General features: G+C 65.5%; 24 protein-coding genes. 14 read left to right on the top strand and 10 right to left on the bottom strand.

Annotated elements, in window-relative coordinates; genetic code table 11:
• Positions 1-6: 6 nt before the first annotated feature.
• On the bottom strand, positions 7-567 hold the full coding sequence (locus tag FYB76_RS22090; protein ID WP_154135058.1) for a PAS and helix-turn-helix domain-containing protein: 561 nt from the start codon (positions 565-567) through the stop codon (positions 7-9).
• Between the two features lie 269 nt (positions 568-836).
• Here FYB76_RS22090 and FYB76_RS22085 point away from each other — a divergent pair, with 269 nt between their 5' ends.
• Together FYB76_RS22085 and FYB76_RS22080 are read left to right on the top strand one after the other, a co-directional pair.
• The gene (locus FYB76_RS22085; protein WP_013236556.1) at positions 837-1,532 is read left to right on the top strand and encodes a CoA transferase subunit A; all 696 of its coding nucleotides are present in this window, start codon (positions 837-839) and stop codon (positions 1,530-1,532) included.
• Between the two features lie 13 nt (positions 1,533-1,545).
• On the top strand, positions 1,546-2,196 hold the full coding sequence (locus FYB76_RS22080; RefSeq protein ID WP_088755488.1) for a 3-oxoacid CoA-transferase subunit B: 651 nt from the start codon (positions 1,546-1,548) through the stop codon (positions 2,194-2,196).
• 103 nt (positions 2,197-2,299) lie between these two features.
• On the opposite strand, the gene FYB76_RS22075 is transcribed toward FYB76_RS22080, so the two are convergent.
• Entirely contained in the window at positions 2,300-3,844 is a 1,545-nt protein-coding gene (locus tag FYB76_RS22075; RefSeq protein WP_154135057.1) for a diguanylate cyclase, read from the bottom strand.
• Between the two features lie 99 nt (positions 3,845-3,943).
• Here FYB76_RS22075 and FYB76_RS22070 point away from each other — a divergent pair, with 99 nt between their 5' ends.
• Together FYB76_RS22070 and FYB76_RS22065 are read left to right on the top strand one after the other, a co-directional pair.
• Positions 3,944-5,401: a PAS domain-containing sensor histidine kinase gene (locus FYB76_RS22070; RefSeq protein ID WP_154135056.1), complete on the top strand. Its 1,458-nt coding sequence runs from the start codon at positions 3,944-3,946 to the stop codon at positions 5,399-5,401.
• Positions 5,386-6,729: a sigma-54 dependent transcriptional regulator gene (locus FYB76_RS22065; protein ID WP_154135055.1), complete on the top strand. Its 1,344-nt coding sequence runs from the start codon at positions 5,386-5,388 to the stop codon at positions 6,727-6,729. The genes FYB76_RS22070 and FYB76_RS22065 overlap by 16 nt, the downstream gene beginning before the upstream one ends.
• Positions 6,730-6,751: 22 nt before the next feature.
• Here the strand turns inward: FYB76_RS22065 and FYB76_RS22060 are convergent, their stop codons facing one another.
• From FYB76_RS22060 to FYB76_RS22040, 5 genes are all read right to left on the bottom strand, one after another.
• Positions 6,752-8,563: a sensor domain-containing phosphodiesterase gene (locus FYB76_RS22060; protein ID WP_229297062.1), complete on the bottom strand. Its 1,812-nt coding sequence runs from the start codon at positions 8,561-8,563 to the stop codon at positions 6,752-6,754.
• Positions 8,556-10,286, bottom strand: coding sequence for a methyl-accepting chemotaxis protein (locus FYB76_RS22055; RefSeq protein WP_154135053.1), 1,731 nt, complete (start codon positions 10,284-10,286; stop codon positions 8,556-8,558). The genes FYB76_RS22060 and FYB76_RS22055 overlap by 8 nt, the downstream gene beginning before the upstream one ends.
• A gap of 214 nt (positions 10,287-10,500) precedes the next feature.
• Positions 10,501-11,721 (bottom strand): MFS transporter, encoded by a 1,221-nt coding sequence (locus tag FYB76_RS22050; protein ID WP_154135052.1) that lies wholly within the window; start codon positions 11,719-11,721, stop codon positions 10,501-10,503.
• Positions 11,722-11,779: 58 nt separating this feature from the next.
• Positions 11,780-12,538, bottom strand: a complete 759-nt coding sequence (locus FYB76_RS22045; RefSeq protein ID WP_154135051.1) for an SDR family oxidoreductase — start codon at positions 12,536-12,538, stop codon at positions 11,780-11,782.
• A 116-nt stretch (positions 12,539-12,654) separates the two neighbouring features.
• Positions 12,655-13,485, bottom strand: coding sequence for an SDR family oxidoreductase (locus FYB76_RS22040; RefSeq protein ID WP_154135050.1), 831 nt, complete (start codon positions 13,483-13,485; stop codon positions 12,655-12,657).
• Positions 13,486-13,594: 109 nt separating this feature from the next.
• On the opposite strand from FYB76_RS22040, the gene FYB76_RS22035 reads away from it, so the two are divergent.
• On the top strand, positions 13,595-14,536 hold the full coding sequence (locus FYB76_RS22035; protein WP_154135049.1) for a GlxA family transcriptional regulator: 942 nt from the start codon (positions 13,595-13,597) through the stop codon (positions 14,534-14,536).
• Here FYB76_RS22035 and FYB76_RS22030 read toward each other — a convergent pair.
• Together FYB76_RS22030 and speG are read right to left on the bottom strand one after the other, a co-directional pair.
• A complete protein-coding gene (locus tag FYB76_RS22030; RefSeq protein WP_145605627.1) occupies positions 14,533-14,865 on the bottom strand; it encodes a multidrug efflux SMR transporter in 333 nt (110 codons plus the stop codon). The two genes, FYB76_RS22035 and FYB76_RS22030, sit on opposite strands and share 4 nt — an antisense overlap.
• A gap of 59 nt (positions 14,866-14,924) precedes the next feature.
• Complete coding sequence (speG, locus tag FYB76_RS22025; RefSeq protein ID WP_154135048.1) at positions 14,925-15,515, bottom strand: spermidine N1-acetyltransferase; 591 nt, start codon at positions 15,513-15,515, stop codon at positions 14,925-14,927.
• 89 nt (positions 15,516-15,604) lie between these two features.
• Here speG and FYB76_RS22020 point away from each other — a divergent pair, with 89 nt between their 5' ends.
• From FYB76_RS22020 to FYB76_RS22005, 4 genes are all read left to right on the top strand, one after another.
• The gene (locus FYB76_RS22020; protein ID WP_154135047.1) at positions 15,605-16,504 is read left to right on the top strand and encodes a LysR family transcriptional regulator; all 900 of its coding nucleotides are present in this window, start codon (positions 15,605-15,607) and stop codon (positions 16,502-16,504) included.
• 159 nt (positions 16,505-16,663) lie between these two features.
• Positions 16,664-17,395 (top strand): hypothetical protein, encoded by a 732-nt coding sequence (locus FYB76_RS22015; protein WP_154135046.1) that lies wholly within the window; start codon positions 16,664-16,666, stop codon positions 17,393-17,395.
• A 79-nt stretch (positions 17,396-17,474) separates the two neighbouring features.
• Positions 17,475-17,822 carry a DMT family protein gene (locus FYB76_RS22010; RefSeq protein ID WP_034335429.1) on the top strand — a complete coding sequence of 116 codons (348 nt, stop codon included), beginning with the start codon at positions 17,475-17,477 and terminating at the stop codon, positions 17,820-17,822.
• The gene (locus tag FYB76_RS22005; protein ID WP_154135045.1) at positions 17,819-19,048 is read left to right on the top strand and encodes an MFS transporter; all 1,230 of its coding nucleotides are present in this window, start codon (positions 17,819-17,821) and stop codon (positions 19,046-19,048) included. Before FYB76_RS22010 ends, FYB76_RS22005 begins: the two co-directional genes overlap by 4 nt.
• Before the next feature lie 5 nt (positions 19,049-19,053).
• Here the strand turns inward: FYB76_RS22005 and FYB76_RS22000 are convergent, their stop codons facing one another.
• Complete coding sequence (locus FYB76_RS22000) at positions 19,054-19,797, bottom strand: helix-turn-helix transcriptional regulator (RefSeq protein ID WP_154135044.1); 744 nt, start codon at positions 19,795-19,797, stop codon at positions 19,054-19,056.
• 202 nt (positions 19,798-19,999) lie between these two features.
• Between FYB76_RS22000 and FYB76_RS21995 the strand changes: the two genes are divergently transcribed.
• The 5 genes from FYB76_RS21995 to FYB76_RS21975 all read left to right on the top strand — a co-directional run bounded on the left by FYB76_RS21995 (position 20,000) and on the right by FYB76_RS21975 (position 23,569).
• The gene (locus FYB76_RS21995) at positions 20,000-20,410 is read left to right on the top strand and encodes a hypothetical protein (RefSeq protein WP_154135043.1); all 411 of its coding nucleotides are present in this window, start codon (positions 20,000-20,002) and stop codon (positions 20,408-20,410) included.
• 21 nt (positions 20,411-20,431) lie between these two features.
• Complete coding sequence (locus FYB76_RS21990; protein ID WP_154135042.1) at positions 20,432-21,223, top strand: DUF2145 domain-containing protein; 792 nt, start codon at positions 20,432-20,434, stop codon at positions 21,221-21,223.
• 32 nt (positions 21,224-21,255) lie between these two features.
• Positions 21,256-21,633 carry a cytochrome c family protein gene (locus tag FYB76_RS21985; RefSeq protein ID WP_195724697.1) on the top strand — a complete coding sequence of 126 codons (378 nt, stop codon included), beginning with the start codon at positions 21,256-21,258 and terminating at the stop codon, positions 21,631-21,633.
• A gap of 107 nt (positions 21,634-21,740) precedes the next feature.
• Positions 21,741-22,670 carry a hypothetical protein gene (locus tag FYB76_RS21980; protein WP_154135041.1) on the top strand — a complete coding sequence of 310 codons (930 nt, stop codon included), beginning with the start codon at positions 21,741-21,743 and terminating at the stop codon, positions 22,668-22,670.
• Entirely contained in the window at positions 22,667-23,569 is a 903-nt protein-coding gene (locus FYB76_RS21975; RefSeq protein WP_154135040.1) for a hypothetical protein, read from the top strand. The genes FYB76_RS21980 and FYB76_RS21975 overlap by 4 nt, the downstream gene beginning before the upstream one ends.
• Positions 23,570-23,574: the final 5 nt, after the last annotated feature.

Below are 23,574 nucleotides of genomic sequence, written 5' to 3'. Positions count from 1 at the left end.
GGGTGATCAGGGCGTGATGCTCAGCAGCTTGTGCACCAGCTCGGAGGAGGTGGAGGCGGCGAACTTGCGCATCAGGCGGGCGCGATGCATCTCCACCGTGCGCGGGCTCAGTTCGACCTGGCGGGCGATGAGCTTGCTGGTCTTGCCTTCCACCAGCAATGCGGCGATCTCGCGTTCGCGCGGGGTCAGGCCGGGGGCGATGGGACGTTTAGCACTGACATCCTCGAAGGTCCAGATGCCGGCCGCGTGCGGGTTGTCGCGATTGAGCGCATGGCCGGTGACATGGCACCAGAACATTTCATCGTTGGAGCGCTTCATGATGCGCTCGTCCGAATAAAAGCCCTTTTCGTTGAGGATCGGCACCAAGCGCAGGCCGGTGCGCTCGAATTCGTCGGCGGTGGGGTAGATTTCCTGGAAGGAGGTCTGGCGCAGGGCATCGACCTCGTAGCCGAACATGTCGGCCATGGCCTGGTTGGCTTGCTGGATCACGCGGTTGTGCGAGACGCACATGCCGATGGGCGCGTGCATGAAAACCTGTTCGAAATCGATGGGAAGTGGCTGGGTCATGAGTTGCTGCACTGGTTGGCTGGTCCCTCGCAACTGGCGGGACCGTCTGGCTGACGGTACCATGCTGCATTGCGCCAGGTATTTTTACCGTATTGTATGGCCTATTTCAGCTGCCCTATGATAATTGGCGCTATTTGGAGCCGAACGGGGCCCGGCGACGTCTTCGGGCGTTGCGCAAGAGAAGCCCCTGCGCCCATCCCTGTTGACGCCGGCATGTCCGCCGGCCCGCTTGCAACCCTGCTCGCAAGACAAGAGCCGAAAGGAGACTCGTGAACAAAGTGTATCCAGACGCGGCCACCGCGTTGAAAGACATCGTCAAGGACGGCCAGACCATTGCGGTCGGCGGCTTTGGCCTGTGTGGCATCCCCGAGGCGTTGATCGCCGCCCTGCGTGATTCGGGCGTGCAGAACCTGACCGCCATTTCCAACAACGCCGGTGTCGATGGTTTCGGCCTGGGCCAGTTGCTGACCACCCGCCAGATCAAGAAGATGATCGCCTCCTACGTGGGTGAGAACAAGGAATTCGAGCGCCAGTACCTGGCCGGCGAACTGGAACTGGAATTCACCCCGCAAGGTACCCTGGCCGAGAAGCTGCGCGCCGGTGGCGCCGGCATCCCCGCATTCTTCACCAAGACCGGTGTGGGCACGCTGGTGGCCGAAGGCAAGGAAGTGCGCGAGTTCGACGGCGAGCGCTACGTGATGGAACGCTCGCTGGTGGCCGACGTGTCGCTGGTGAAGGCGCACAAGGCCGACAAGGCCGGCAACCTGGTCTTCAACAAGACCGCGCGCAACTTCAACCCCAACGTGGCCATGGCCGGCAAGGTCACCGTGGTGGAAGTGGAAGAACTGGTGGAAGTCGGCCAGCTCGACCCGGACCAGATCCACACCCCCGGCATCTTCGTGCATCGCATCGTGGTCAATGCCACGCCCGAGAAGCGCATCGAACAACGCACCGTGCGCGCATAAGGAGACACAGAAAATGGCATGGACCAGAGATGAAATGGCTGCGCGCGCAGCCAAGGAACTGCAGGACGGCTTCTACGTGAACCTGGGCATCGGCTTGCCGACCCTGGTGGCCAATCATGTTCCGGGCGATATCGAAGTGTGGCTGCAATCCGAGAACGGCTTGCTGGGCATCGGCCCCTTCCCCACCGAAGACCAGGTCGACCCCGACCTGATCAACGCCGGCAAGCAGACCGTGACGACCATTCCCGGTTCGTCCTTCTTCAGCTCGGCGGACTCCTTCGGCATGATCCGTGGCGGCAAGATCAATATCGCCATCCTGGGGGCGATGCAGGTCTCGGCCAAGGGCGACCTGGCCAACTGGATGATCCCCGGCAAGATGGTCAAGGGCATGGGCGGCGCGATGGACCTGGTGGCCGGTGTGGGCCGTGTGGTGGTGCTGATGGAACATGTGGCCAAGGCCAAGGATGGCAGCACCTCGAAGAAGATCCTCAATGACTGCAACCTGCCGCTGACCGGCGTGGGCGTGGTCAACCGCATCATCACTGACCTGGGCGTGATCGATGTGACCCCGGGCGGCCTGAAGCTGATCGAACTGGCCTCCGGCGTGACCAAGGAAGAAGTGATCGAGAAGACCGAAGCGCCGCTGGATGTGAGCGAGGTCTGATCGTCAGGCATATCGGCGCGGCAAGCCTTGCCGTGCCGGAATGAACGAAGGGCGCCATGAAAATGGCGCCCTTCGTTTTTCGCCGCGTCGCGCTGCTGCAGCTTCAATGCGCGCCGCTGACCCGCACCGCATTGCGCCCATCCCGCTTGGCGCGGTACAGGGCCGCATCGGCCGCATTGAGCACGTCTTCCACGCGGCGATGGTGTTCGCGCTGCAGGGTGGCCACGCCCACGCTGATGGTGACCACGCGAAGCGGGCTGGTGGCGTGCACGATCAGGCGGCTGTAGACCGCATCGCACAGGCGCTGGGCCATCAGATGGGCGCCCTGTTCGTCAGTCAGTTCCAGCAGCACCACAAACTCTTCGCCGCCGTAGCGGCCTGCACAGTCGGTATTGCGTGGCAGGTTTTCCGCGATGGCCTGCGCCACTTCCCGCAGGACCTCATCGCCCAGCTTGTGACCGTAGCTGTCGTTGTAGAGCTTGAAGTAATCCACATCGATGAACAGCACCGAGAAGGTCGAATTGAGATTGCGCCGGCAGCGCTCCCATGTGGCCTGCAGGGCCTCGTCGAGGGCGCGGCGATTGAGCAGGCCGGTCAGCCCGTCGGTCAGTGCCAGTTCTTCCAGGCGCTTTTCAATGGCCACGCGGCGGCGCAGTTCCTGGCGCACGTGCGAGAGCAGGTAGGCCGAGAGCAAAGCGAAGATGAACAGCGAAAGGATGACCGCGTACAAGGTCTTGCGCCAGCTCTTGAAGATCGCCTCCTGCGCATAGCCCACAAAGACGATCAGCGGAGAATCGGGAATGCGGCGGAAGGTGTAGAGCCGTTCCACGCCATCACTGTTGGCGCGCGCGAAGAAACTGCCTTCCTCGTGCTGCAAGGCGTTCTGGATGCGCTGGAAATTGGCGCTGCCGGAGAGATCGCGGCCGATCACGTCCTCCCGGTAAGGCACCCGCATATAGGCCACGCCATCATCGGAATACAGCGAGATGACACCATTGGCCCCCAGTGACAGCCCTTCGAACAGTTCACGGAAATAGGCCAGGTCCAGGGCCATCACGACGATGCCGCCAAAGCTGCCATCGTCATTGAACAGGCGCTTGGACAGCACCACCACCCGCAACTCATTGCCCAGGTTGGCCTGGATCGGCCGCGACACGTACAGGCCGACGTTGGCCGAATCGCGGTGCGCCGTGAAATAGGCGCGGTCGCCATAGTTGGGCGCGGGTTCGCCCGCACGCCGGCGCGAACTGGCCAGTACTTCACCCTTGGGGCCGAGCACGGCCATGACGGAAATGTGGCTGACGCTGGCCGCGCTGCCGAACAGATAGGCATAGCGCTGGGCATCATCCAGCCGGCGCCCGCTGATCGGGTGCTGATAGCGGTAGGCCAGCGTATCCAGCGCCAGCGACAGGACCTCGAGGTTGCGCGAAATGGCGCGCTGGGAGATCAGGGTTACGTTGCCGGCATTGGCCACCGCCGAAAGACGAGTCTGGCGATAGCTTTGATAGAGCGTGCTGGCACACATGGCCACCACCATCAGCATGGCGATGCCCAACACCACCACCAGGTATTTCTTCAACTGCTTGATTTTTGTTCCCCCCGCAAATCCCCAGGCGCAATTAACGCATAAAGCAAAACCGCCTTCCATCTTGATCGCCGGCAACGTGATTGTCTTGCAACAAATACCTGAACCTGCCGGCGCGCATTCCTGTCAGATGATTCAACAGTGGCCGTGCTTCGTGATTAAATGCGAGCGCCGTACCCGCAATCGCAAGCTCACTACGGCAACGGCACCATCCAGACCCGCGCCCAGCCCGGAGGCCCCCTGAAGATCAAGAACACCATCCAGCGCGACCTGGCCATCCTGTGGGCCTTCATCGCCCTGATCGCGCTCATCCTCGCTTTCCTGCTGCTGCAGTTGAGCCGCCAGGGCGCGTCTTCGCAGATCAGCCAGGCCACCGCCCAGGCGGCGGTGAGCTGCGCCACCATGAGCGCCGGCCTGGCCCATGCGTTAAGCACCAACAGCGGTACGGCCCGCAGCGCGTCCGATGGCGATGGCTTGCCGGGCAGTTCGCTCATGCAGGCGGTGATCGACCTGTCCCTGCGCGACCAGGCCGGGGTGGAGGGCGGTTTCTGGCATCCTCAGCGGGATGTGGTGGCCTATGCCTTCCCGACCTATGACGGCAGCGGCATCAAGCGCGATCCGCCGGGTGCGGAAATGGAACGCATCGTCTCGACCGCGCAGCGCGCCCTCGATGGCGCCACCACCGTCACCGACGTGCGCCCCGGCCTGCGCGAGGCGGTGGTGTTCGCCGCCTGCCCGGTACCGCCGGGCAAGGTGGCGCTGGCGGCGTGGACGCTCAAGCGCGTGCCGGTGATGAGTGCGAGCGTGCTCAACCAGTTGCTGGTGGCCAGCGCCCTGCTGCTGGCCTTCGTCATCATCAGCGGCGTGTGGCTGGGGGCTACGCTCACGCGCTGGCGTAGCCAGTCCGAGCGCCTGGCCAGCCAGCTGGCGCATGCGGAGCGGCTGGCCACGCTGGGCCGGGTGGCAGCCGGCATGGCCCATGAGATCCGCAATCCCATCGGCGCCATGCGCATGAAGGCCGAAAATGCCCTGGCCGCCCCGGCCCAGGTGCGCGAGACGCGCGTGACCGGCGCGCTGGAAATGGTGGTCAGCCAGACCGAACGGCTCGATGCGCTGGTGGCCAGCCTGCTGGCACTGGCACAACCGTTCCAGGTACAGCGCGAGTGCGTCGACCTGGCGAGCTGGATCGAGGCCCGCTGCCAAGCCCATGCCGAACTGGCCGAGCGCCAGCAGGTGCAATTGGCTTCGGCCATCGATATCGCTAGCTTTGGCGGCAGTCTTACCACCAGCGCACTGGACCCGGTGCAACTGGCCCGCGCCGTGGACAACCTGCTGCTCAATGCACTGGCCCATTGCACGGCCGGCGGCCACATCGAATTGGGGGCAAGGCGGCGCGAGGACGGACGGCTGCTGCTGTGGGTAGCCGATGATGGTCCGGGCGTGCCGGCCGACTTGCGTGATAGCCTCTTTGATCCTTTCGTCAGCCAGCGCAGCGGCGGCACCGGCCTGGGCCTGGTGCTGGTGCGCGAGATCGTGCATGCGCATGGCGGTGTCATCCACCTGGCCGCCAGTGAGCGCGGCGCCCGTTTTGAGATGGAGTTGCCATGGCGCGCATCCTGATCGTCGATGACGATGCTGCCTTTCGCGGCAGCCTCGCCGAGACCGTCGGCGACCTCGGCCACGAGGTGCTGGAAGCCGGCAGTACCGCTGCCGGCCTGACCCTGCTGGCAGCACATGCGGTCGATGCGGCCATCGTCGACCTGCGCATGCCCGACGAAGATGGCCTGGTCTTCCTGCAGCGCGCCCCGGCCATCGCCGCCATCCCCTGCATCATGCTGACCGCCTACGCCAGCGGCGACAACACCATCGAGGCCATCCGCCTGGGGGCCTTCGATCACCTCACCAAACCGGTGCCGCGTGCGGCCCTGGTGGAGACGCTGGAACGCGCACTGCGCCAGAGTACGGCCGGAACGGCAGATACCTGCGGCACGCAGGATGCAAGCGGCGGCGAACGCAATGCATTGGTGGGCGACAGCGAGGCCATGCGCCAGGTCTTCAAGCAGATCGGGCGCGCTGCCACCAGTGACGCCACTGTACTGATCCTGGGCGAGACCGGCACCGGCAAGGAGCTGGTGGCGCGCGCCCTGCATCGCAATGGCCTGCGCGCCGCACGTCCCTTCGTGGCCATCAATTGCGCGGCCATTCCGGCGGAGCTCATCGAGAGCGAATTGTTCGGCCACGTCAAGGGCGCCTTCAGCGGCGCCACCGCGCCGCGCCTGGGCCGGTTCCAGGAAGCCCATGGCGGCACGCTGTTCCTGGACGAGATCGGCGACATGGCCTTGCCGACCCAGGCCAAGATCCTGCGTGTGCTGCAGGAACGCGAACTGACGCCGGTCGGTGGCCAGCAGGCCGTCAAGGTGGATGTTCGCGTGATCGCCGCCACGCACCGCGATCTGCCGCAGGAAATCAGCGCGGGACGTTTCCGCGAGGACCTGTGGTATCGCCTGCAGGTCCTGCCGATCAAGGTGCCTGCGCTGCGCGAGCGCCCCGGCGACATCCTGGCCATTGCCGAACACTTCCTGCGCCAGCAGGGCGGCGATGCTCCCAAGCGCATCAGCCCCGCCGCCGCGCGGCGCCTGTTGCAGCACACCTGGCCGGGCAATGTGCGCGAACTGCGCAACACCATGGAACGTGCGGCCGTGATGAGCCACGGCGCTTGCATCGAAGCCGAAGACATCGCACTGGCCGACCGCAACGTCGCCGACAGTGCCGGTGAGTTGTCCATCGATTGGGATGGCGAGCTGGCCGTGGCCGTGGCGCAAGTCGAACGCGTGATGCTGCAGCGGGCGCTGGCTGCGGCCAACGGCAACCGTGCCGAAGCCGCGCGCCGGCTGGGCATCTCGCGCCAGCAGCTTTACCGCAAGCTGGACGAAACGGGCAACGGCTGACGCCGCCCCGCGTCCTCACGCATCAGGCCGCGCGCAGGTGTGCGGCGAAGGCCTCCGGGCTCAGCGGGCGGGCCATGTAGTAACCCTGCGCTTCGTCCACGCCCCATTCGCGCAGCAGCGACAGCGTCTGCGCCGTCTCCACGCCTTCGGCCACGATGTGGTACTCCAGCTCCTTGGCCAGGGCGATCAGCGACTGCACGATGCGGCGGTCGCGCGGACTGGTGTCGAGATGGCGCACCAGTGACTGGTCGATCTTGACCACCGAGGCCGGAACCTGCTGCAGGTAGGCGAAATTGCTGTAGCCGGTGCCGAAGTCATCCAGCGCCAGGCCCATGCCCAGCGCGCGGATCTCGTGCAGCAGCTTGAGTACTGCCGGGCTGTGCATCCACAGGCCTTCGGTGCATTCGATCTCGATCATGGACGGGTCGATCCCGGTGTCGCGGCAAGCCGCTTCAAGCCGCTTGATCAGGTCGGCCTCCTCGAAATTGGGCGCGGCCAGGTTGATGGCGAGTTTGACCGGCATGCCCTGGTCCTGCCATGCCGCCATCTGTTGCAGGGCTGCCGCGATGACCCACGCCGACACGGGGCGGATGAGCGCGGTGCGCTCGACCAGCGGGATGAATTCTGCCGGCGAGATCGGTCCCAGTTCGTGGTGCTGCCAGCGCAGCAGTGCTTCGCCGCCGTGATAGCGGTTGCTGCGCAAGTCCAGCTTGGGCTGGTAGGCCAGCGTCAGTCCGCGTCCCTGGGCCTGATTGGGCAGGAGCGCATCCGGGATGTCATTGAGCAGGCGGAAACGCCGCTGGTGCAGCTCATCGGCCTGGGCATCATAGTCGGACCAGCGCTGGCGCCGTGCCAGCGCCTCGTGCAGCGCGGCCACCGCCTTGCGCGGGGCGTCGCGCAGGCTCTCGCGGGTCTGCTCCACGCGGACGATGCCGCCATAGCTGGGCAGGTTCAGCGGAACGGCCATGCTGTCGACCGGCTCTTCCAGCGCCGCCGTCATGCTGCGCAGGTGCGGCCCCAGGGTATCGGCCTTGCCCGCGTGGGAGAGCAGCGCGAAACGCCCGTCACTGATGTGATAGACGTCGGCCTGGCCCTTGAGCAGGGTCTGCAGCCGCTGCCCGACCTTGCGTATCAGTTCGTCATGGATGCGCGAGCCCAGCACGCTGGCGATCTCGAAGGAGGTATGGGCGTCGGGCATGTCGATGTAGGCCAGCGCGCGATGGCCCGCGGGCGTCTCCTGGCCCGGTGCATCGATCGGTGCCAGCGAGACCAGGTCCTCGCGCAGCTGGTACTTGTTGGGCATGGCCGTGAGCGGATCGACCCGGCCGATGGCACGGCGCAGCAGCATCTGTGACATGGCCAGGGCGGCCAGTTGCTGCAGTTGCCGGCGCTGGGCGGCGTCAAAGCTGCGCGGCCGGGTGTCGGTCACGCATAGCGCGCCAATGGCGTGGCCCTCCGGCGTGAGCAGCGGCGCCCCGGCGTAGAAGCGGATGTAGGGCGGGCCTGAAACCAGCGGATTGTCGGCAAAGCGCGCATCGGCGGCGGCATCCTCGACCACCATCAGCGCACGCTGGCTGACGGTATGGTCGCAGAAGGACTGCTCGCGCGAGGGCGCGCACATGTCGGGGCCGCTTTGCGACTTGACCCATTGCCGCTGTGCATCGATGAGCGAGACATAAGCGCCGCTGGCCGCAAACAGCGTATGGCAGAGCCGCGTGATGTTGTCCAGGTCTTCGGAGGCGCCGGTATCGAGCAGGTGCAGGGCGTGCAGTGCGGCCAGGCGTTGCAGTTCGTCGTTGGGCCGGGCCGCCAAGGCGATGTTGTCTTCAGCCATGGGCATGCTCCCGCACATCGGCCAGGCGCGGTGCAGCCGGCGGGACCAGGGCTAGGATGGGCGTGGCGGGCGTGGCAGGCGCGGACACTTCCTGCGTGGCCGACGGGGCGGCCGCCAGGCGCGAGGGCGGGGCCAGTTGGAACACGCCGACGGCCTGGGTCAGGTGCAGCGCCTGGTCCTGCAGGCTGCCCACGGCGGCACCGGCTTGTTCTACCAGGGCGGCGTTCTGTTGCGTGACCTGGTCCATCAGGGCGATGGCCTTGTGGACTTCTTCGATGCCCAGGCTCTGTTCATGGCTGGCGGAGGAAATCTCGCCCATCACGTCGGTGACCTGCTGCACGCTCGCCACGATTTGCTCCATGGTCTCGCCGGCGCGCTCCACCAGGCGCGTGCCGTTCTCGACGTTGTTGACCGAGGCATCGATGAGCTGCTTGATTTCCTTGGCGGCGGCGGCGCTGCGCTGGGCCAGGTTGCGCACTTCGGTGGCCACCACCGCAAAGCCGCGTCCCTGTTCGCCGGCACGGGCCGCTTCCACCGCCGCGTTCAGGGCCAGGATGTTGGTCTGGAAGGCGATGCCGTCGATCACGCCGATGATGTCCACGATCTTGCGCGAGGAGGTGTTGATGGCCGCCATGGTATCGACCACTTCGTCCACGATGGCGCCGCCTTGCTTGGCGATGTCGGAGGCATTGCGCGCCAGCTGGTTGGCTTCGCGGGCGTGGCCGTCGTTCTGCTTGACGGTGGCGGTGAGCTGCTCCATGGCCGAGGCGGTTTCTTCCAGCGAGGCGGCCTGGTCTTCAGTGCGGGCTGACAGGTCGCCATTGGCAGCGGCAATCTGGGCGCTGATGCTGGCCACCCCGGCAGCGGCATCGCGCACCTCGCTGACGGTACTGCGCAGGTTGCCGCTCATCTCGGCGAGCGCGGCCATGATGCTCTGGCGCCGGCCGGACTCGACGCGCCGCAGGGCCACCGTGTGGTACAGCTCGCCGCGATCGACCGCCAGGGCCAGCTGCTTGACTTCGTCCGGCTCGGCGCCCAGGGCGCGGCCGATGCTGCGGGTGATCAGCATGGCCAGCAGCGCGCCGGCGGCCATGGCCGCGGCCAACAGCACCAGCATGAAGGCCTGGAAGCCGCGTGCCGTCGAGCGTGCCTTGGTCGACTCGGCTTGGCTCATGCTTTCCTGCAGGTCGATGAAGGCGTTGACCGCCGCCAGCCAGTCGATGAAGGCCGGCTTGGCCTCGGCCAGCATGAGCCGGCGTGCGCCATCGGTATCACCGCTGGTGCGCAAGGCGATGATGCGCGCCACCAGCGGCATGGTGCGGGCTTCGACCGCCTTGATCCGGGCCAGGGCCGCGCGCTCGTTCGCATTGGGGGCGTGGGCACCCTGGGTGGAGAAGATCGCATCGAGGGGCTTGGCCGACTGCTGGTAGTCGACGTCGAGGCGATTGATCAGGGCGACCACCTCCTTGAGTTCGCTGTCGGCTACCAGGGTCAGGTCGCGCAGGGCGATGGCGCGGTCGTGGACGCTGCCACGGAAGTTGATGGCATAGCGTTGCTTGACGTTGTTGTTTTCGCTCACCGTGGTGAGACTGCCCTCGATGGCATTGACCTTGCTGATGCTCACCACCGTCAGCACCAGCATCATCGCCAGTACCAGGGCAAAGCTCAGTCCCAGTCGTACGGCGACGCTGAGCGATTTTTGTTTCTCATGTGCACTGTTCATCATTTTCCCCTGTTGTATAAATTGTCCGGACATCGGCCGTCCCGGTGGGATGGCCCCCGCCATCCTGTCCGGAACGTGCTTTGTGTAGCGATGAGGCATTGGCCGCCTGCTGCTGCTGGCGGCCGTACTGGAGCTCTGCAGGGCCCGAGCCTTGCATGTCCACGCGGCTTTGTATTGGATATTCCAGCACGGCGCGGCTGGTGTGCTGCGCGACTCAATGCGGGGCGTTCGTGCGTCCTTCCAGCAGCAGCCCGGTCAGTGCGCAACAGCCGGCGAACAGGCCGATGCCCGCGATCCATCCACCGGCCAGGATGCCGGCGCCGACAGCGCTGCCCAGCGAAAATCCCAGGTACATGGTCGACGTATTGAGCGACAGCGCCACCGGTGCCTGCGCCGGCGGACCTGCTGCGATGAGCCGCGCCATCTGCGCCGGGAAGAAGGCCCACACCGCAAAGCCCCACACCGCCACGGCCACCAGCACCGGTACCAGCGCAGTGTGCGGCGCCAGCAGCGTGGCCACACCCAAGGTCCAGAACGCCAGTGTCAGCAGCAGCAGCGACAGTCGCACCACGCGGCGTGAGCCGAAGCGGTCGTTGAGGTGGCCACCTACCGTCACGCCGGCGGCGGCGGCAGCGCCCCACAGGCTGACGGTGAGGCCAATGCCGCGTTCGGCGAATGACAGCGTATGCGCCAGGTAAGGTGCAATGTAGGGATAGGCCGCATACGCACCGACCGACCAGAACAGCGTGATGCCCAGGAGGCGCCGGATCTGCGGTTGCCCGACCACACCCAGCCGCTCGCGCAGGCCGGCGACATGGAGATGTCCCCCGGCCTGGCGGTTCACTCCCATCCAGATGCCGGCCACCGCCACCGCGCCCATCACGGCCACGGCACCAAAGGTGGCGCGCCAGCCGAAGGCATGCCCGACCACCGAGCCCAGCGGCAAGCCCAGCGCAATCGCGATGGTCATGCCGCCGCTGACGATGGCCAGTGCCCGTCCGCGTTGTTCGGGTTTGACGATGGCGCCGGCCAGCGCGCTGGCATTGGGCGTATAGAGCCCGGCGGCCACGGCCATGAGCAGGCGTGAGGCCAGCAGGCTGCCAAAGCCGGTGGAGAACGCCGCCAGCACATTGGCCGCGGTGAAGATGCCCATGGCGCCGATGAGTACCTGGCGCCGGTTGAGGTGGGCCGAGAGCACCGTGGTGATGGGCGAACTGATGGCAAGCACCAGCGTGAAGACGATCACCAGGCTGGCCACGGTGGAGACGCTCATGCCGAAATCGGCCGCCATGCGCGGCAGCAGCGGCGCGATCATGAAGCCTTCGGTGCCGATGGCGAAGGTGCCCAGGGCCAGGAAGCCGGCCGTCAGCAGCGAGCCCGATGGGGAAGACGATGCAGGGGGCGCGGAAGCCGGGCCCAGGGGAGTGGATGTCATGCTGTCCTCGACGATAGGTACGATGCGGTGCGCTGCATGGCAGCGCACCGCAAGACGATCAGACCGGAATGGGATTGGCGATCAGCGCCGCATTGAAGCCGTTGACCAGCGCGTGTTCATTGGCACCGGGGTTGTCGCGCAGTGGCTTGACGGACTCGACGATGATCTCTTCATCATCGCTGGCCAGCTTGGCCATGGTTTCGGCGATGAAGGCATCCAGCGGCATGGCGCGCGGGTCGCCGCTCTTCTTGACCAGGTCGGTATCGACCCAGGGCGGAGCGATCTCCTGCACCCGAACCGAGGTCTCGCGCAGCATGAAACGCTGCGACATCGCATACGAATGCAGCGCCGCCTTGCTGGCCGAATAGACGGCAGTCACGGCCAGCGGGACATAGGCCAGCACCGACGTGTTGTGGATGATGGTGGCGCGCGGCTGGGCCTTGAGCAGGTCGATCAGGGCCGAAGTCAGGCGGATCGGGCCGAGCAGGTTGGTGTCGAGGATGCTGCGGCTGACCTGGTCGTCGATGGTGCCGCCGGCGTCGTCGAAGGGCATGATGCCGGCATTGTTGATGAGCACGTTCAGCGTGGGGAAGCGCGCCTTGATCGTGGCCGCGGCAGCGTCGATGCTGTCCAGGCTGGAGACGTCGAACTCGATGGCCTGCATGCCCGGGTTGGCGGCGGTCACTTCGTCCAGCAGTGCCTTGCGGCGGCCGCCAATGATGACCTGGTTGCCCAGTTTGTGGAAGGCTTCGGCCAGTGCGCGGCCGATGCCGGAGGTGCCGCCGGTGATGAAGATGGTGTTGTCGGTCAGTTTCATGGTATTTCCTTCACTAGGTCAGTAGAGTGGGGCCGCACAGGCCCGCCCGCAGGGGGCCGTGGCGGCAGGTTTCATATCAGGACAAAAAGAACGGGATCCGGGGCCTTGCCTGCCGCTCAGTGCAGTTCGGTACGGACGTAGCGCGGCGCCGGGGTGTTGGCGGAGAGCTGGGTTGCCATCTGCTGGCGCGCGCCTTCGAAGCGGGTCCAGGCCGCTTCGTCATGCAGCGAGGGGATGGTGACCAGTTCGCCGCGCTCGAAGCCGACCAGGGCGGCATCGACCATCTGCTCGGCCGACATCACGATGGCCGGGTCCAGGTGTTCCAGCGGCAGGCCGCCGATGGCCCAGAAGTCGGTGGCGGTGGCACCCGGCAGCACGGCCTGCACCTGTACCCCCTGGGCGCCCAGTTCATGGTGCAGCGATTGCGAGAAGGCCAGCACGAAGGCCTTGCTGCCGCCGTAGACGCCATTGAGCACTTCCGGCGCCACGGCCACGATGGAGGAAATGTTGATCACCGCACCCCGGCCACGGGCCACGAAACCAGGCACGGCGGCATAGGTCAGGCGGGTCGGCGCAGTGACGTTGAGGGCGATCATGTCGGTCATGTGCTCGACCTTGCTTTGCAGCAAGGGGGTGTGGGTGCCGATGCCGGCGTTGTTGACCAGCAGCGTGATGCTGGCATCGCTGCGCAGTTTTTCTTCCACCTGGGCCAGCGACGCGGCCTGGCCGAGATCGGCTTCCAGCACTTCGACGTTGCGGGCGGTCTCGTTGGTGATGCGCGCGGCCAGGGTGTTGAGGCGCTCACGGTTGCGGGCCACCAGGATCAGGTCGTAGCCCAGGCGGGCCAGGCGGTCGGCGTAGATGGCGCCGATGCCGGACGAGGCGCCGGTGACGAGCGCAGTGCCACGATGGATTTGCGACTGGACTTGGGTTTGCGGCTGGTTCATGATGTTCTCCTTCGGTGTGGGTTGTCGATGGAGTGAATCTTAGGCCGCTTGCGGACTTCCGGAATGACGTATATGGTAGTGTTTTAAGACATCGTTACGGAGTCCGGACATGCACCACATCGGCTACCTGCTCACCGAGGGCTTCCAGGTCATGGGCCTGGCCACCCAGTCCGTCTTTGAATACGCCAACAAGGTCGTGGGACACGACTTCTACCGCATGCACAACTACTCGGTTGCAGGGGGCGAGACCATGTCGTCCCTGGGCATGCGCGTGGACACCACCAAGGCGGCTGCCACGGCCACCATCGATACCTGGGTCGTCTGCGGCGTGGGCAATCCGCTGGAGTCGCCAGCCAGCCAGGAGGAGCGCGCCTTCCTGCAGCGCGCGGCGAAGAAGGCCAGGCGTATTGCCGGTATCTGTACCGGCGGCTTCGTGCTGGCCGAGTCAGGCCTCCTGGCCCGCCGTCGTGCCACCACGCACTGGGCGTATGCCACGGCGATGCGTGCGCGCTTTCCCGACATCCAGGTGGAAGACGACCGCATCTACATCGTCGATGGTCCGCTGTGGACGTCGGCCGGCATGACCGCCGGGCTGGACCTGGCGCTGGCCATGGTCGGCAAGGACCTGGGCGAGGAAGTGGCGCGCAGCGTGGCGCACAAGCTGGTGATGCACCAGCACCGCGCCGGCGGCCAGTCGCAGCATTCGGAAATGCTGGCCCTGGCACCCAAGACCGATCGAATCCAGGATGCGCTGAATTATGCGCGCCGCCATCTCAAGCGCGCGCTGACGGTGGAAGAACTGGCCGAGCAGGCCAACCTGAGTGCGCGCCAGTTCACCCGCGTGTTCACGGCCGAGACCGGGCAATCCCCGGCCAAGGCCATCGAGGGGTTGCGGCTGGAGGCGGCCCGCCTGATGATCGAGCAGAGCCGCCATCCGCTGGAAGTGGTGGCGCGCGAGACCGGTTTCCGGGATCGTCGCCACATGCGTGAAGTCTTCCTGCGCGGCTTTGGCGTGGCACCGCAGTCGATGCGGCGTGAAGTGCGCGCCTAGTGCGCCGCGCTGGCCGAGAACAGGTTGATCACCATCACCCCGGCGACGATGAGCGCGATGCCGGCCACGGCCGGCCAGTCCAGCCGCTGCTGATGGATCAGCCAGGCGGCCAGCGTGATGAGCACCAGCCCCACGCCGGACCAGATCGCGTACGCCACGCTGGTCGGCATGGTGCGCAGGGTCAGCGACAGGCAATAGAAGGACACCCCATAGCCCAGCACCACGATGATGCCCGGCAACAGGCGCGTGAATCCCTGTGAGGATTTGAGGGCGGTGGTGGCAATCACCTCGGCCACGATGGCCACCGCCAGGGTCAGGTAAGCGGACATGCTGGATTCTCCTGTGGATAAATCAATTCGACGCACTCATTGAATTCAATGAGCGCAGTTCAATGCACCGCCGTCTCCACGGTGGCGGGTGCGGTGTGTTCCTGCGCCGGTGCGGCCTGCATGCGGCCCAGGTGGTCGCGCTGGAAGATGCCCATGCGGATCACGTCGCGGTACTGGCCGTTCATGAAGAATTCCTCCTTGAGCACACCCTCCGGCCGGAAGCCCGCCTTGGTGTAGACATGGACGGCCTTCTCGTTTTCGCGGTCGACGATGAGGTAGATCTTGTGCAGGTTCAGCACCGAGAATCCATAGTCCAGCGCCAGCCGCGTCGCCTGCACGGCCAGCCCTTGCCCCTGGCAGGCGGGCGCGATGATGATCTGGAATTCGGCACTGCGGTGGACGGTGTTGATCTCCACCAGTTCCACCAGGCCGCTGCTGTCGCCATCGGCATCGATGATGAAGCGGCGCTCGTTCTGCTCGTGGATGTGGGCCTCGAACAGGGCCGAGAGTTCGGCGAAGGTTTCATAGGGTTCTTCGAACCAGTAGCGCATCACCGTCGCATTGTTGTTCAGGTGATGGACGAAGCGCAGGTCCTCGCGCTCCAGCGGACGCAGGCGCACGGTCCGGATCGGTTCATGTGATTTCTGCATGGGATCTCCTTGTGGGAAAACCAGTATGATCCACCGTCAGGACAGATCGACCAAGATAAGGTCTATCGATCATTCAGATGGAGCGCCACATGCAATGGAATCTCGATCAACTGCGCCAGTTCGTCGCTGCTGCCGAACAGGGCTCCATCAGCGCTGCCGCACGTCACCTGGGCCGGGCCCAATCGGCGGTCAGTACGGCCATCGCGCTCTTGGAAGTCGATCTTGGCGTCACGCTCTTTGACCGCTCGGCCCACAAGGCCGGTCTCACCGAGGTCGGCGCGGCCATGCTGCAGGAAGCGCGCGAAGTACTGCGCCAGGCCGATGCGCTGGAAGAACGCGCCCGCTCCTTTTCGGCAGGCGATGAAGCCAGCCTGACCATGGTGCTGGACGAAGCCTTGCCCTATGCCGCCTTGCGCGTGCTGCTGCGGGAATTGTCGGCGCGCGCGCCAGCGCTGGAACTGACCCTGCTCGATGGCACCCCGGCCGAAGTGGTGGCGGCCGTGCAGCAGCGCCGTGCCGACATCGGTTTTCACTTCGACCGGGGACGCGTGGCCAGTGGCTTCGACCAGCGCCATATCGGTTCCGTGGCACAAGGCATCTTCGTCTCGCCGCGCCATCCGCTGGCCGCGCGTGAGCGCCTGCGCAAGACCGACCTGGCGCAATACCGGCAACTGATCCTGCAGGCCGATGGCGTCGAAGAACCGGTGTACAGCCCCAAGCTGTGGCGCTCCGACAATCACTACAGCATCGCCGAGATGGTGGCCGACAACCTGGGTTGGGCCATCCTGCCGGTCAACGTCGCCGAATATTTCGATCACGCCAAGGCGCTGGTGCCGCTGCGCTGTCCGGCGCTGGCCTTGCCGCTGTTGTCGGTGCAGATGCTGTGGCTGCCCGGCCGCCCGCTGGGGAGTACCGCGCAATGGACAGGCGAGCGCTTCGGCCAGTTGTTGAGCAGCCAGGGACAGGCCGTGCTCGGTGAAGACATGTGAGGGCGCCGCGGACGGTGTCCGCCAGCGGACGCCAAGGTGTCACGGGAACGGACACATGTCGGCCTGACGCAATCTGCAAGTCATTGATTTTAAAAGGATTCATGGCAGGCACGGCGTTTGCAAAAGAGGGTGTGCCCCTCTCACCCCAAAGGAGTTGTCATGAACCGTTCCACTTTCCTTCCCCGTTCGCTGGCCGCGATCTCGGCCCTGGCCCTGTTGGGTTCCATGATGGCCACGCAAGCCCAGGCCTTGCCGCCGGCCCCGTCGCCGGGGGCAGCTCCGGCGGCCGGCCCGCTGGCACCCCCGGCTCCGCCCGCCACTTACGACGCCGCCATGACCGCCCAGGCCCCCATCACCGAAGGCCGCGTGAGCCGCTTGTTGATCAATCCCTATGGCGAGGTCGATGGCCTGATGGTGGGCGAACGCACCGTGATCAAGTTCCCGCCGCACCTGTCGCAGACGCTGCAGAACGCGGTCAAGCCGGGCCAGTCGGTGCGCGTCTTCGGCCAGGGTGAAGCGGCCGGCGTGATCAAGGCCGATGCCATCGTCAACCTGGCCAGCGGCCAGACCGTGATCGACCGTCCGCCCGCTTTCGATGCCAATCCGCCGCTGCCGCCCCACCTGCGCGCTGCCCAATTGCGCCAGCTCTCGGTACGGGGCAAGATCGCCATGGTCCTGACCGGCCCGCGCGGCGAAGCCAATGGCGTCATCCTGGATGACGGCAGCATCGTGCGCTTCGCCCCTGACAGTCTGCGCACCCCCCTGGAACCTGGCGCGCCGTTTGCTGCCAATGGCTTGGGGACCCGCAACAGTATGGGGACCGCCATCGAGGCCATCGATGTCGGTGCCAGCGCGGATTCCCTGCAACCCTTGTACAGCCGCGTCCGATAAGGGCTTGCGGCAAGGGCAGGCGGCCGGCCTGCCCGATTTCCCGCGTGTCATTTCATCCACCTGATAAAGAAAAAGAACCATGTCGCCGAAAATCCTTCCCATCGTCTTCCTGATCATCTCCAATGTCTTCATGACCTTTGCCTGGTACGGCCACCTCAAGTTCGAGAACCGGCCGCTGTACCTGGTGATCCTGGTCAGCTGGGGCATCGCCCTGGCTGAATACTGCTTCGCCGTGCCCGCCAACCGCATCGGCCACTCCGTCTACAACGCCGCCGAACTGAAGACCATGCAGGAGGTCATCACGCTGGTGGTGTTCTCGATCTTCTCGGTGCTGTACCTGGGCGAACAATTCACCATCAATCACCTGGTTGGCTTCGGCTGCATCTGCCTGGGCGCCTTCTTCATCTTCAAGGGGCCCATCGGATGAACGCCAAAGCGGGCTCGATCGCCTGGCTGTCCAGGCTGAACTTCTTCCTGGCCGATGTGCGCGACGGGCTCGGTCCTTTCCTCGGTGTTTTCCTGATGGGCCACGGCTGGGCCGCGGACGACATCGGCTACGTGATGACGCTGGGCGGCATCGCCGGCATGCTGGCCACCACGCCCGCCGGGGCGTTGACCGATGCGGTGCGCGCCAAGCGGCTGGTGGTCGGGATCGGATCGGTACTGGTGGTGGCGGGCTCGCTGCTGTTGCTGGTCTCGCCCAGTTTCACGATCACGGCGGTGTCGCAGGTTGGTACCGGCATCGTCGGGGCCATCATCGGACCGGCCATTGCCGGCCTCACGCTGGGCATCGTCGGCCAGCAGGGCCTGCCTTCGCAGCTGGGAAACAATGAGGCCTGGAACCACGGCGGCAATGTCTTCTCGGCGGCACTGGCCGGTGCGCTCGGCTATTTCTGGGGCTTGCCGGCGGTGTTCTTGCTCATGGCGGTGATGGCGGTGGCGTCGCTGCTGTGCCTGTCGCGCATCCGTCCCGAGGACATCGACCACGATGTCGCCCGCGGCCTGGATCCCCAACGCAGCGCTGACCAGCCGCAGGTGTCCACCTGGCGGGTGCTGGCCGGGTCGCGTCCGCTGATGTTGCTGGCGCTGGCGATGATGCTGTTCCACCTGGGCAATGCCGCCATGCTGCCCTTGCTGAGCCAGTCGGTGGTCTCGCGCGGCCATGCCGATCCGGCGCTCTACACGGCGCTCACCGTGATCGTGGCGCAACTGGTGATGATTCCCACGGCGCTGTTGGCGGGCCGTTTCGCCGACCGCAAGGGCTACTGGCTGCTCATCACCGTGGCACTGCTGGCCTTGCCGGTGCGCGGCCTGGTGGCCGGGGTCTGGGATTCCCCCTGGGCGCTGCTGCCGGTGCAGATGCTCGATGGCGTGGGCGCGGGTTTGCTGGGGGTGGCCTTGCCGGGCTCGGTGGCGCGCATCCTGCAGGGCAGCGGCCACATCAACATCGGCCTGGGCGCGGTGACCACGATCCAGTCCATCGGTGCGGCCCTGAGTCCGGCGCTGGCCGGCGTGGTGGCCAAGCATTACGGGTATGGCGCGGCCTTTGCGGCCCTGACCGCGATTGCCTTGCTGGCACTGGTGGTGTGGGGTGTGCTGGCCGAGCGGCGTGAGCATGCGCCGGGCAGCGCTCCGGTGGCCGTGGCGAAATAATTTTCCTAGTCGTCCCCGGCACGGCGCAGGTCGCGGAACTGCGCCGGTACCCACGGCCGCAGTGCCACGATCAGCGCCGTGCCATGACGGCGTTCCAGCGGCAGCGACAAATCCTGCTGATGCGCGCTGAGGAAGTCGGAGGACAGCCGGTTCATGGCGCGTTGCACGGCGGCATTGCTTTCCTCGGAAAGCGTGCCGCTGACCATGATCATCTTCTCGCCCGCCTTGTCGAAATGGGAGTTGAAGAAATCATTGCGTAACTGCGCGCGGAAATACTGCTGGATCGGACCGCCCGGCAGCCACGTGAAATCCGGTGCGACCCGCACGCGAATGCGGTTGTTGGGCAGCAGGTCGAGGATGCCCAGCTTGTCCAGGCGCGCCAGCAGGCGGATGCATTCCGCCTTGCTCATGGCAAAACTGGCGAGGATGTCATCCAGCGTCCACTGGTGCAGGGCATGCACGGCCACCAGCAACAGCTTGGGATCGGCCACCAGTTTCTTTTCCTGTTCTTCCGTCAGACGCGAGGGCACCGGCTGCTCGGCCACCACCATGCGCGCCAGGTCGCTGATCTGGATGCCCAGCAGGGTGCAGACCTGGTCCAGTCGCTCCAATGTGAAGCTGCGCTCGGCGAAGATGCGTTTGACGCTGGCCTCGCTCAGGCCCAGTCCCTTGGCCAGTTGCGCATAGGTGATGCCGCGCGCCTTGAGCAGGTTCTTCAATGCATTGACCAGCGATTCGGCCTGGGCCATGTCCATCCTCCGTGTGATGCGCACTGCGCGTGATGTTAGGCCGGTATTGTATTTCGATACCGGATGCGACAGGAACTGCGCTTTGCGATGCGGTGATCCGCGTTCTGCGGCGGGGTTGCTACAGTGCGTCCCGCTGGCCCGCCGAGGCGGACCGGCAAGCAGGAATCCCATCCATCATCAGTCAAAGAACAAGGAGTCCATCATGAACAGCCCGCTGCTGCATCGCCTCACCTTTTCCTTCGCTTTGGTCGCCGCCCTCCTGGGCGCTCCCGCGCATGCCCAGTCGCACAACAGCAATGCGTCCACCGTCTCGGTGGTCGTCTCGGTGATGCTGCCTGCCGCCTTCGTTTCGGAAGGCGGACGCTATGTGGTCAAGGGCGTGGAAGCCTCGGCCGATGGCACGGTCTATGTGCTGGAAAAAGTCGGCGAGGGCATCCGTGGCTCGGTCACGGTCGGCGCCAACGTCAGCGGTGCGACCTCGGTCGGCCTCGGTGAATCGGTGACCTTCGTGAGCTCTGCTTCGGGCACGCTGCTGGTGGCCTCCGGCAAGGTGCTGGCGATCATTCCCAATGCACTGGGCCGGGCGCTGCTCAAGAGCGAGAAGCTGTCCTGACCGGCAGCAGGGGAGATCGCCATGGCTTTGTTTCAACTTCGTATCAAATGCCTGCTAGCCAGCCTGGCCCTGGCCATCGCTGTACCGCTGGCGGCCCATGCCGGCCAGTCCTGCGAGCAGGCCATCCCTGAGGCCACCGCCGTGCAAGCCCAGCTGGAAATGGCCGTGCGTACCGTCGAGCGGCTCAATGACAGCGGTGCCGACGTGGTCATCATCGGCCGGGTCGGGCAGGACCTGAGCAAGTACAAGCAACGCTATTCGCACCTGGCGTTTGCCTATCGCGAGGGCCAGCAGTGGGTGGTGGTCCACAAGCTCAACGAATGCGGGACGGCCGTCAGCAATCTTTATGAACAGGGGCTGGGGCAGTTCTTCATGGACTCCCCCTTCCTGCTGGAGGCCTATGTGGCCGTGCCGCAGCCGGAGGTGCAACAGCGTTTGCGAGCGATCCTCACGCGGCCGCAGGTCACGCGCCTGCACGAAGCGCAGTACAACATGCTGGCGTATCCGTGGGCGACGCGCTACCAGCAATCCAACCAGTGGGTCAACGAAACCCTGGCCATGGCGCTGGAGCCGCAGATCACCACGCGCGAGCAGGCGCAGGCCTGGCTGAAGTTCAAGGGCTACGTGCCGGATACCCTGAACCTGGGGCCGATGACGCGCCTGGGCGGACGGATGTTCAAGGCCAACATCGCTTTTGACGATCATCCCAACGCCTTGCGCTTCAGCGATAGAATCGAGACCACCACAGCGGACTCCCTGCTGGCCTTCCTGCAGAAAGCCGGTCTCGAAGCCCGCCACTTCGTGATCCAGTAATTTCCTGATGCCGGCGTTGGCCGGAACGACCCATGCGCCTGAATCATTGCCTGGCATTTGCCCTTGTCATTGCTGTTGCTCCCTTGTCCGCACTGGCGGCGGGAGATGTCGCGGCCGGCCGCGCCGCCTTCGCCAAATGCGCGAGCTGTCACGCAGTAGGCCCTTCGGCGCGCGCCGGTTTCGGTCCGCAACTGACCAACGTGATCGGGCGCAAGGCCGGTTCCACCGCTGACTTCAAGTATTCTCCGGCGATGTCCGCGGCCGGTTTCACTTGGACCGAAGACAAATTGCGCGCTTTCCTCAAGGCCCCCAGCGATGTGGTACCGGGCAACAAGATGCGGTTCTGGGGCATCGGCAGCGACAAGCAGATCGACGACATCCTGGCCTATCTGCGAACTTTCCAGCAATAAGCGCGGTCTAGGCGCCAGACGCATCAGCGTCTGCATTGGGGCCTGTTCACATTCAATCCGCGAATGTGAACAGGCACTGGCCATAACGACAACAAGAGCGCTGCGCCATGTCCGAGCTGTTCGTCATCACTACCTATTTCAATCCGGCCGGCTATGCCAGCCGGCGCCGCAATTACGACCTGTTCATGCTGGGCATGCGCCAGGCCGGCGTCGCCTGCCTGACCGTGGAATGTGCCTTTGGTGATGCGCCCTTCGATCTGCCGCCCAGCCTGGACGTCATCCAGATACGCGCCGAAACCCTGCTGTGGCAAAAGGAAAGACTGCTCAACCTCGGCGCGTCCTGGCTACCTGCGAACTGCCGCTATGTCGCCTGGATCGATTGCGACATCCTGTTCGACAATCCGCGCTGGCCGGCCGACCTGGTGCAGGCCCTGCAACGGCATCGGGTGGTGCAGCTCTTCGAGACCTGCACGCGGCTGGATCGTCACGGTCATGCCGGTGCCACGCCGGACCTCTGCCATTCCTTTGCCAGCGTGATGGCCAGGGATCCCGCGACGCTGGATGCCGGGCGCTACGACCTGCATGGCCACACCGGCTACGGCTGGGCCATGCATCGCCAGATCTTTGATCGCGTGGGCCTCTACGAAGGCGCGATCTCCGGCAGCGCCGATCATTTCATGGCGCATGCCATCTTCAACGACTGCAATTTCTGCATCCGCAATGCGCTCAAGCATGAGCCGCGCCAACTGGCACACCTGCGCGCATGGAGCGCGCGCTTCCACGAAGAAGTACGCGGCAGCCTGGGCGTGGTACCCGGCCACATCCGCCACCTGTGGCATGGCGATGCGGTCAATCGCCGCTATTTCCTGCGCATGCACGACATTACCGACCTCGGCTACGACCCCTGGAACGACCTCGCCATCCACCCCGGTCAGCCGCTGGAATGGGCCGCGACGATGGACAAGCCGGGCCTGCGCGACTATTTCGCGCGTTACTTTGCCAGCCGTCATGAAGACGGCGAGGAGCTGGCCGCATGAGCATCCCTCCCTTGACCGACGCCCAGCGCGCCGAATTGCGCGCAGCCCTGCCGATTCTTGAACAGGCCGACGCCGCGCTCACGCCGCGCCTGAAGAAGACCCGGCACGATATCGAGATCGCCGATCGCCAACGCCGCCGCTATCGCATCCGGCTAGTGGAAAAACAATTGCTGCCGGCCATCTCGCGCTCCACGCTGGCGCGCCTGCAGCGGGAAGTCCCCGACTTCGTCGATGAACTCATCCTGGACAGCTTCGCCCGCCATCAGCGCCGCTTCGTGTGGTTCGGCTGGATGGCGTGGCTGGCCGGTCCCGCCTATGGCGAAGCGCTGGCCCTGATGCGCGTGCGCCTGACCCGTCACATCGACCGCAAGCGCCATGGCCAGCTCGCGGCCTTGCGGGCGGAGCTGGATCGTTTGGATGAGCAACGGCGTGCACTGCTGACCGCGTCCCGTGCGCTGGTGGCCCTGGTGCGGCTGATCCGGCAGTCGCTGCACAGCGGTAGCGGGATGGAGGAAGCCCGCTGGACCCAGCTGCGTGCGCTGCTGGCGCAACTGCCGGCAGTGCAGCCGGTGACGCGACGCCGCGCGCAGCGTCGCGATGAGCAAGACCATGCCGCCCTGTTCAGCTTCACGACGTCCAGCCAGGGCGTGAGCCTGTTGCGCGAGCTCAGTGAGCGCAGTCCCGATCCGGACGCCTTCCAGGGGCAGTTCGACGGCGGCGGTGCCAGCGGGGATTGGGACAACGGCGCTGATGGCAGGGGCGACACCAGTGGCCCGGAAGGCCGCAGCGAAGCAGCGGGCAGCCGCAGTCAGCGCGATGCCACCGACCTGGCCCCCGTAGCGGCGGCGGCAGGCGCGGTGGCCATCGCCACCGATGACAGCCTGGGCCTGTTTTCCTGAAGGAT

It is taken from the genome of Herbaspirillum sp. CAH-3, assembly GCF_009668275.1.
GTDB lineage: Bacteria > Pseudomonadota > Gammaproteobacteria > Burkholderiales > Burkholderiaceae_D > Herbaspirillum > Herbaspirillum aquaticum.
The sequence above is the reverse complement of the archived record's forward strand: the minus strand, read 5'-3'. Positions and strand labels throughout refer to the sequence as shown.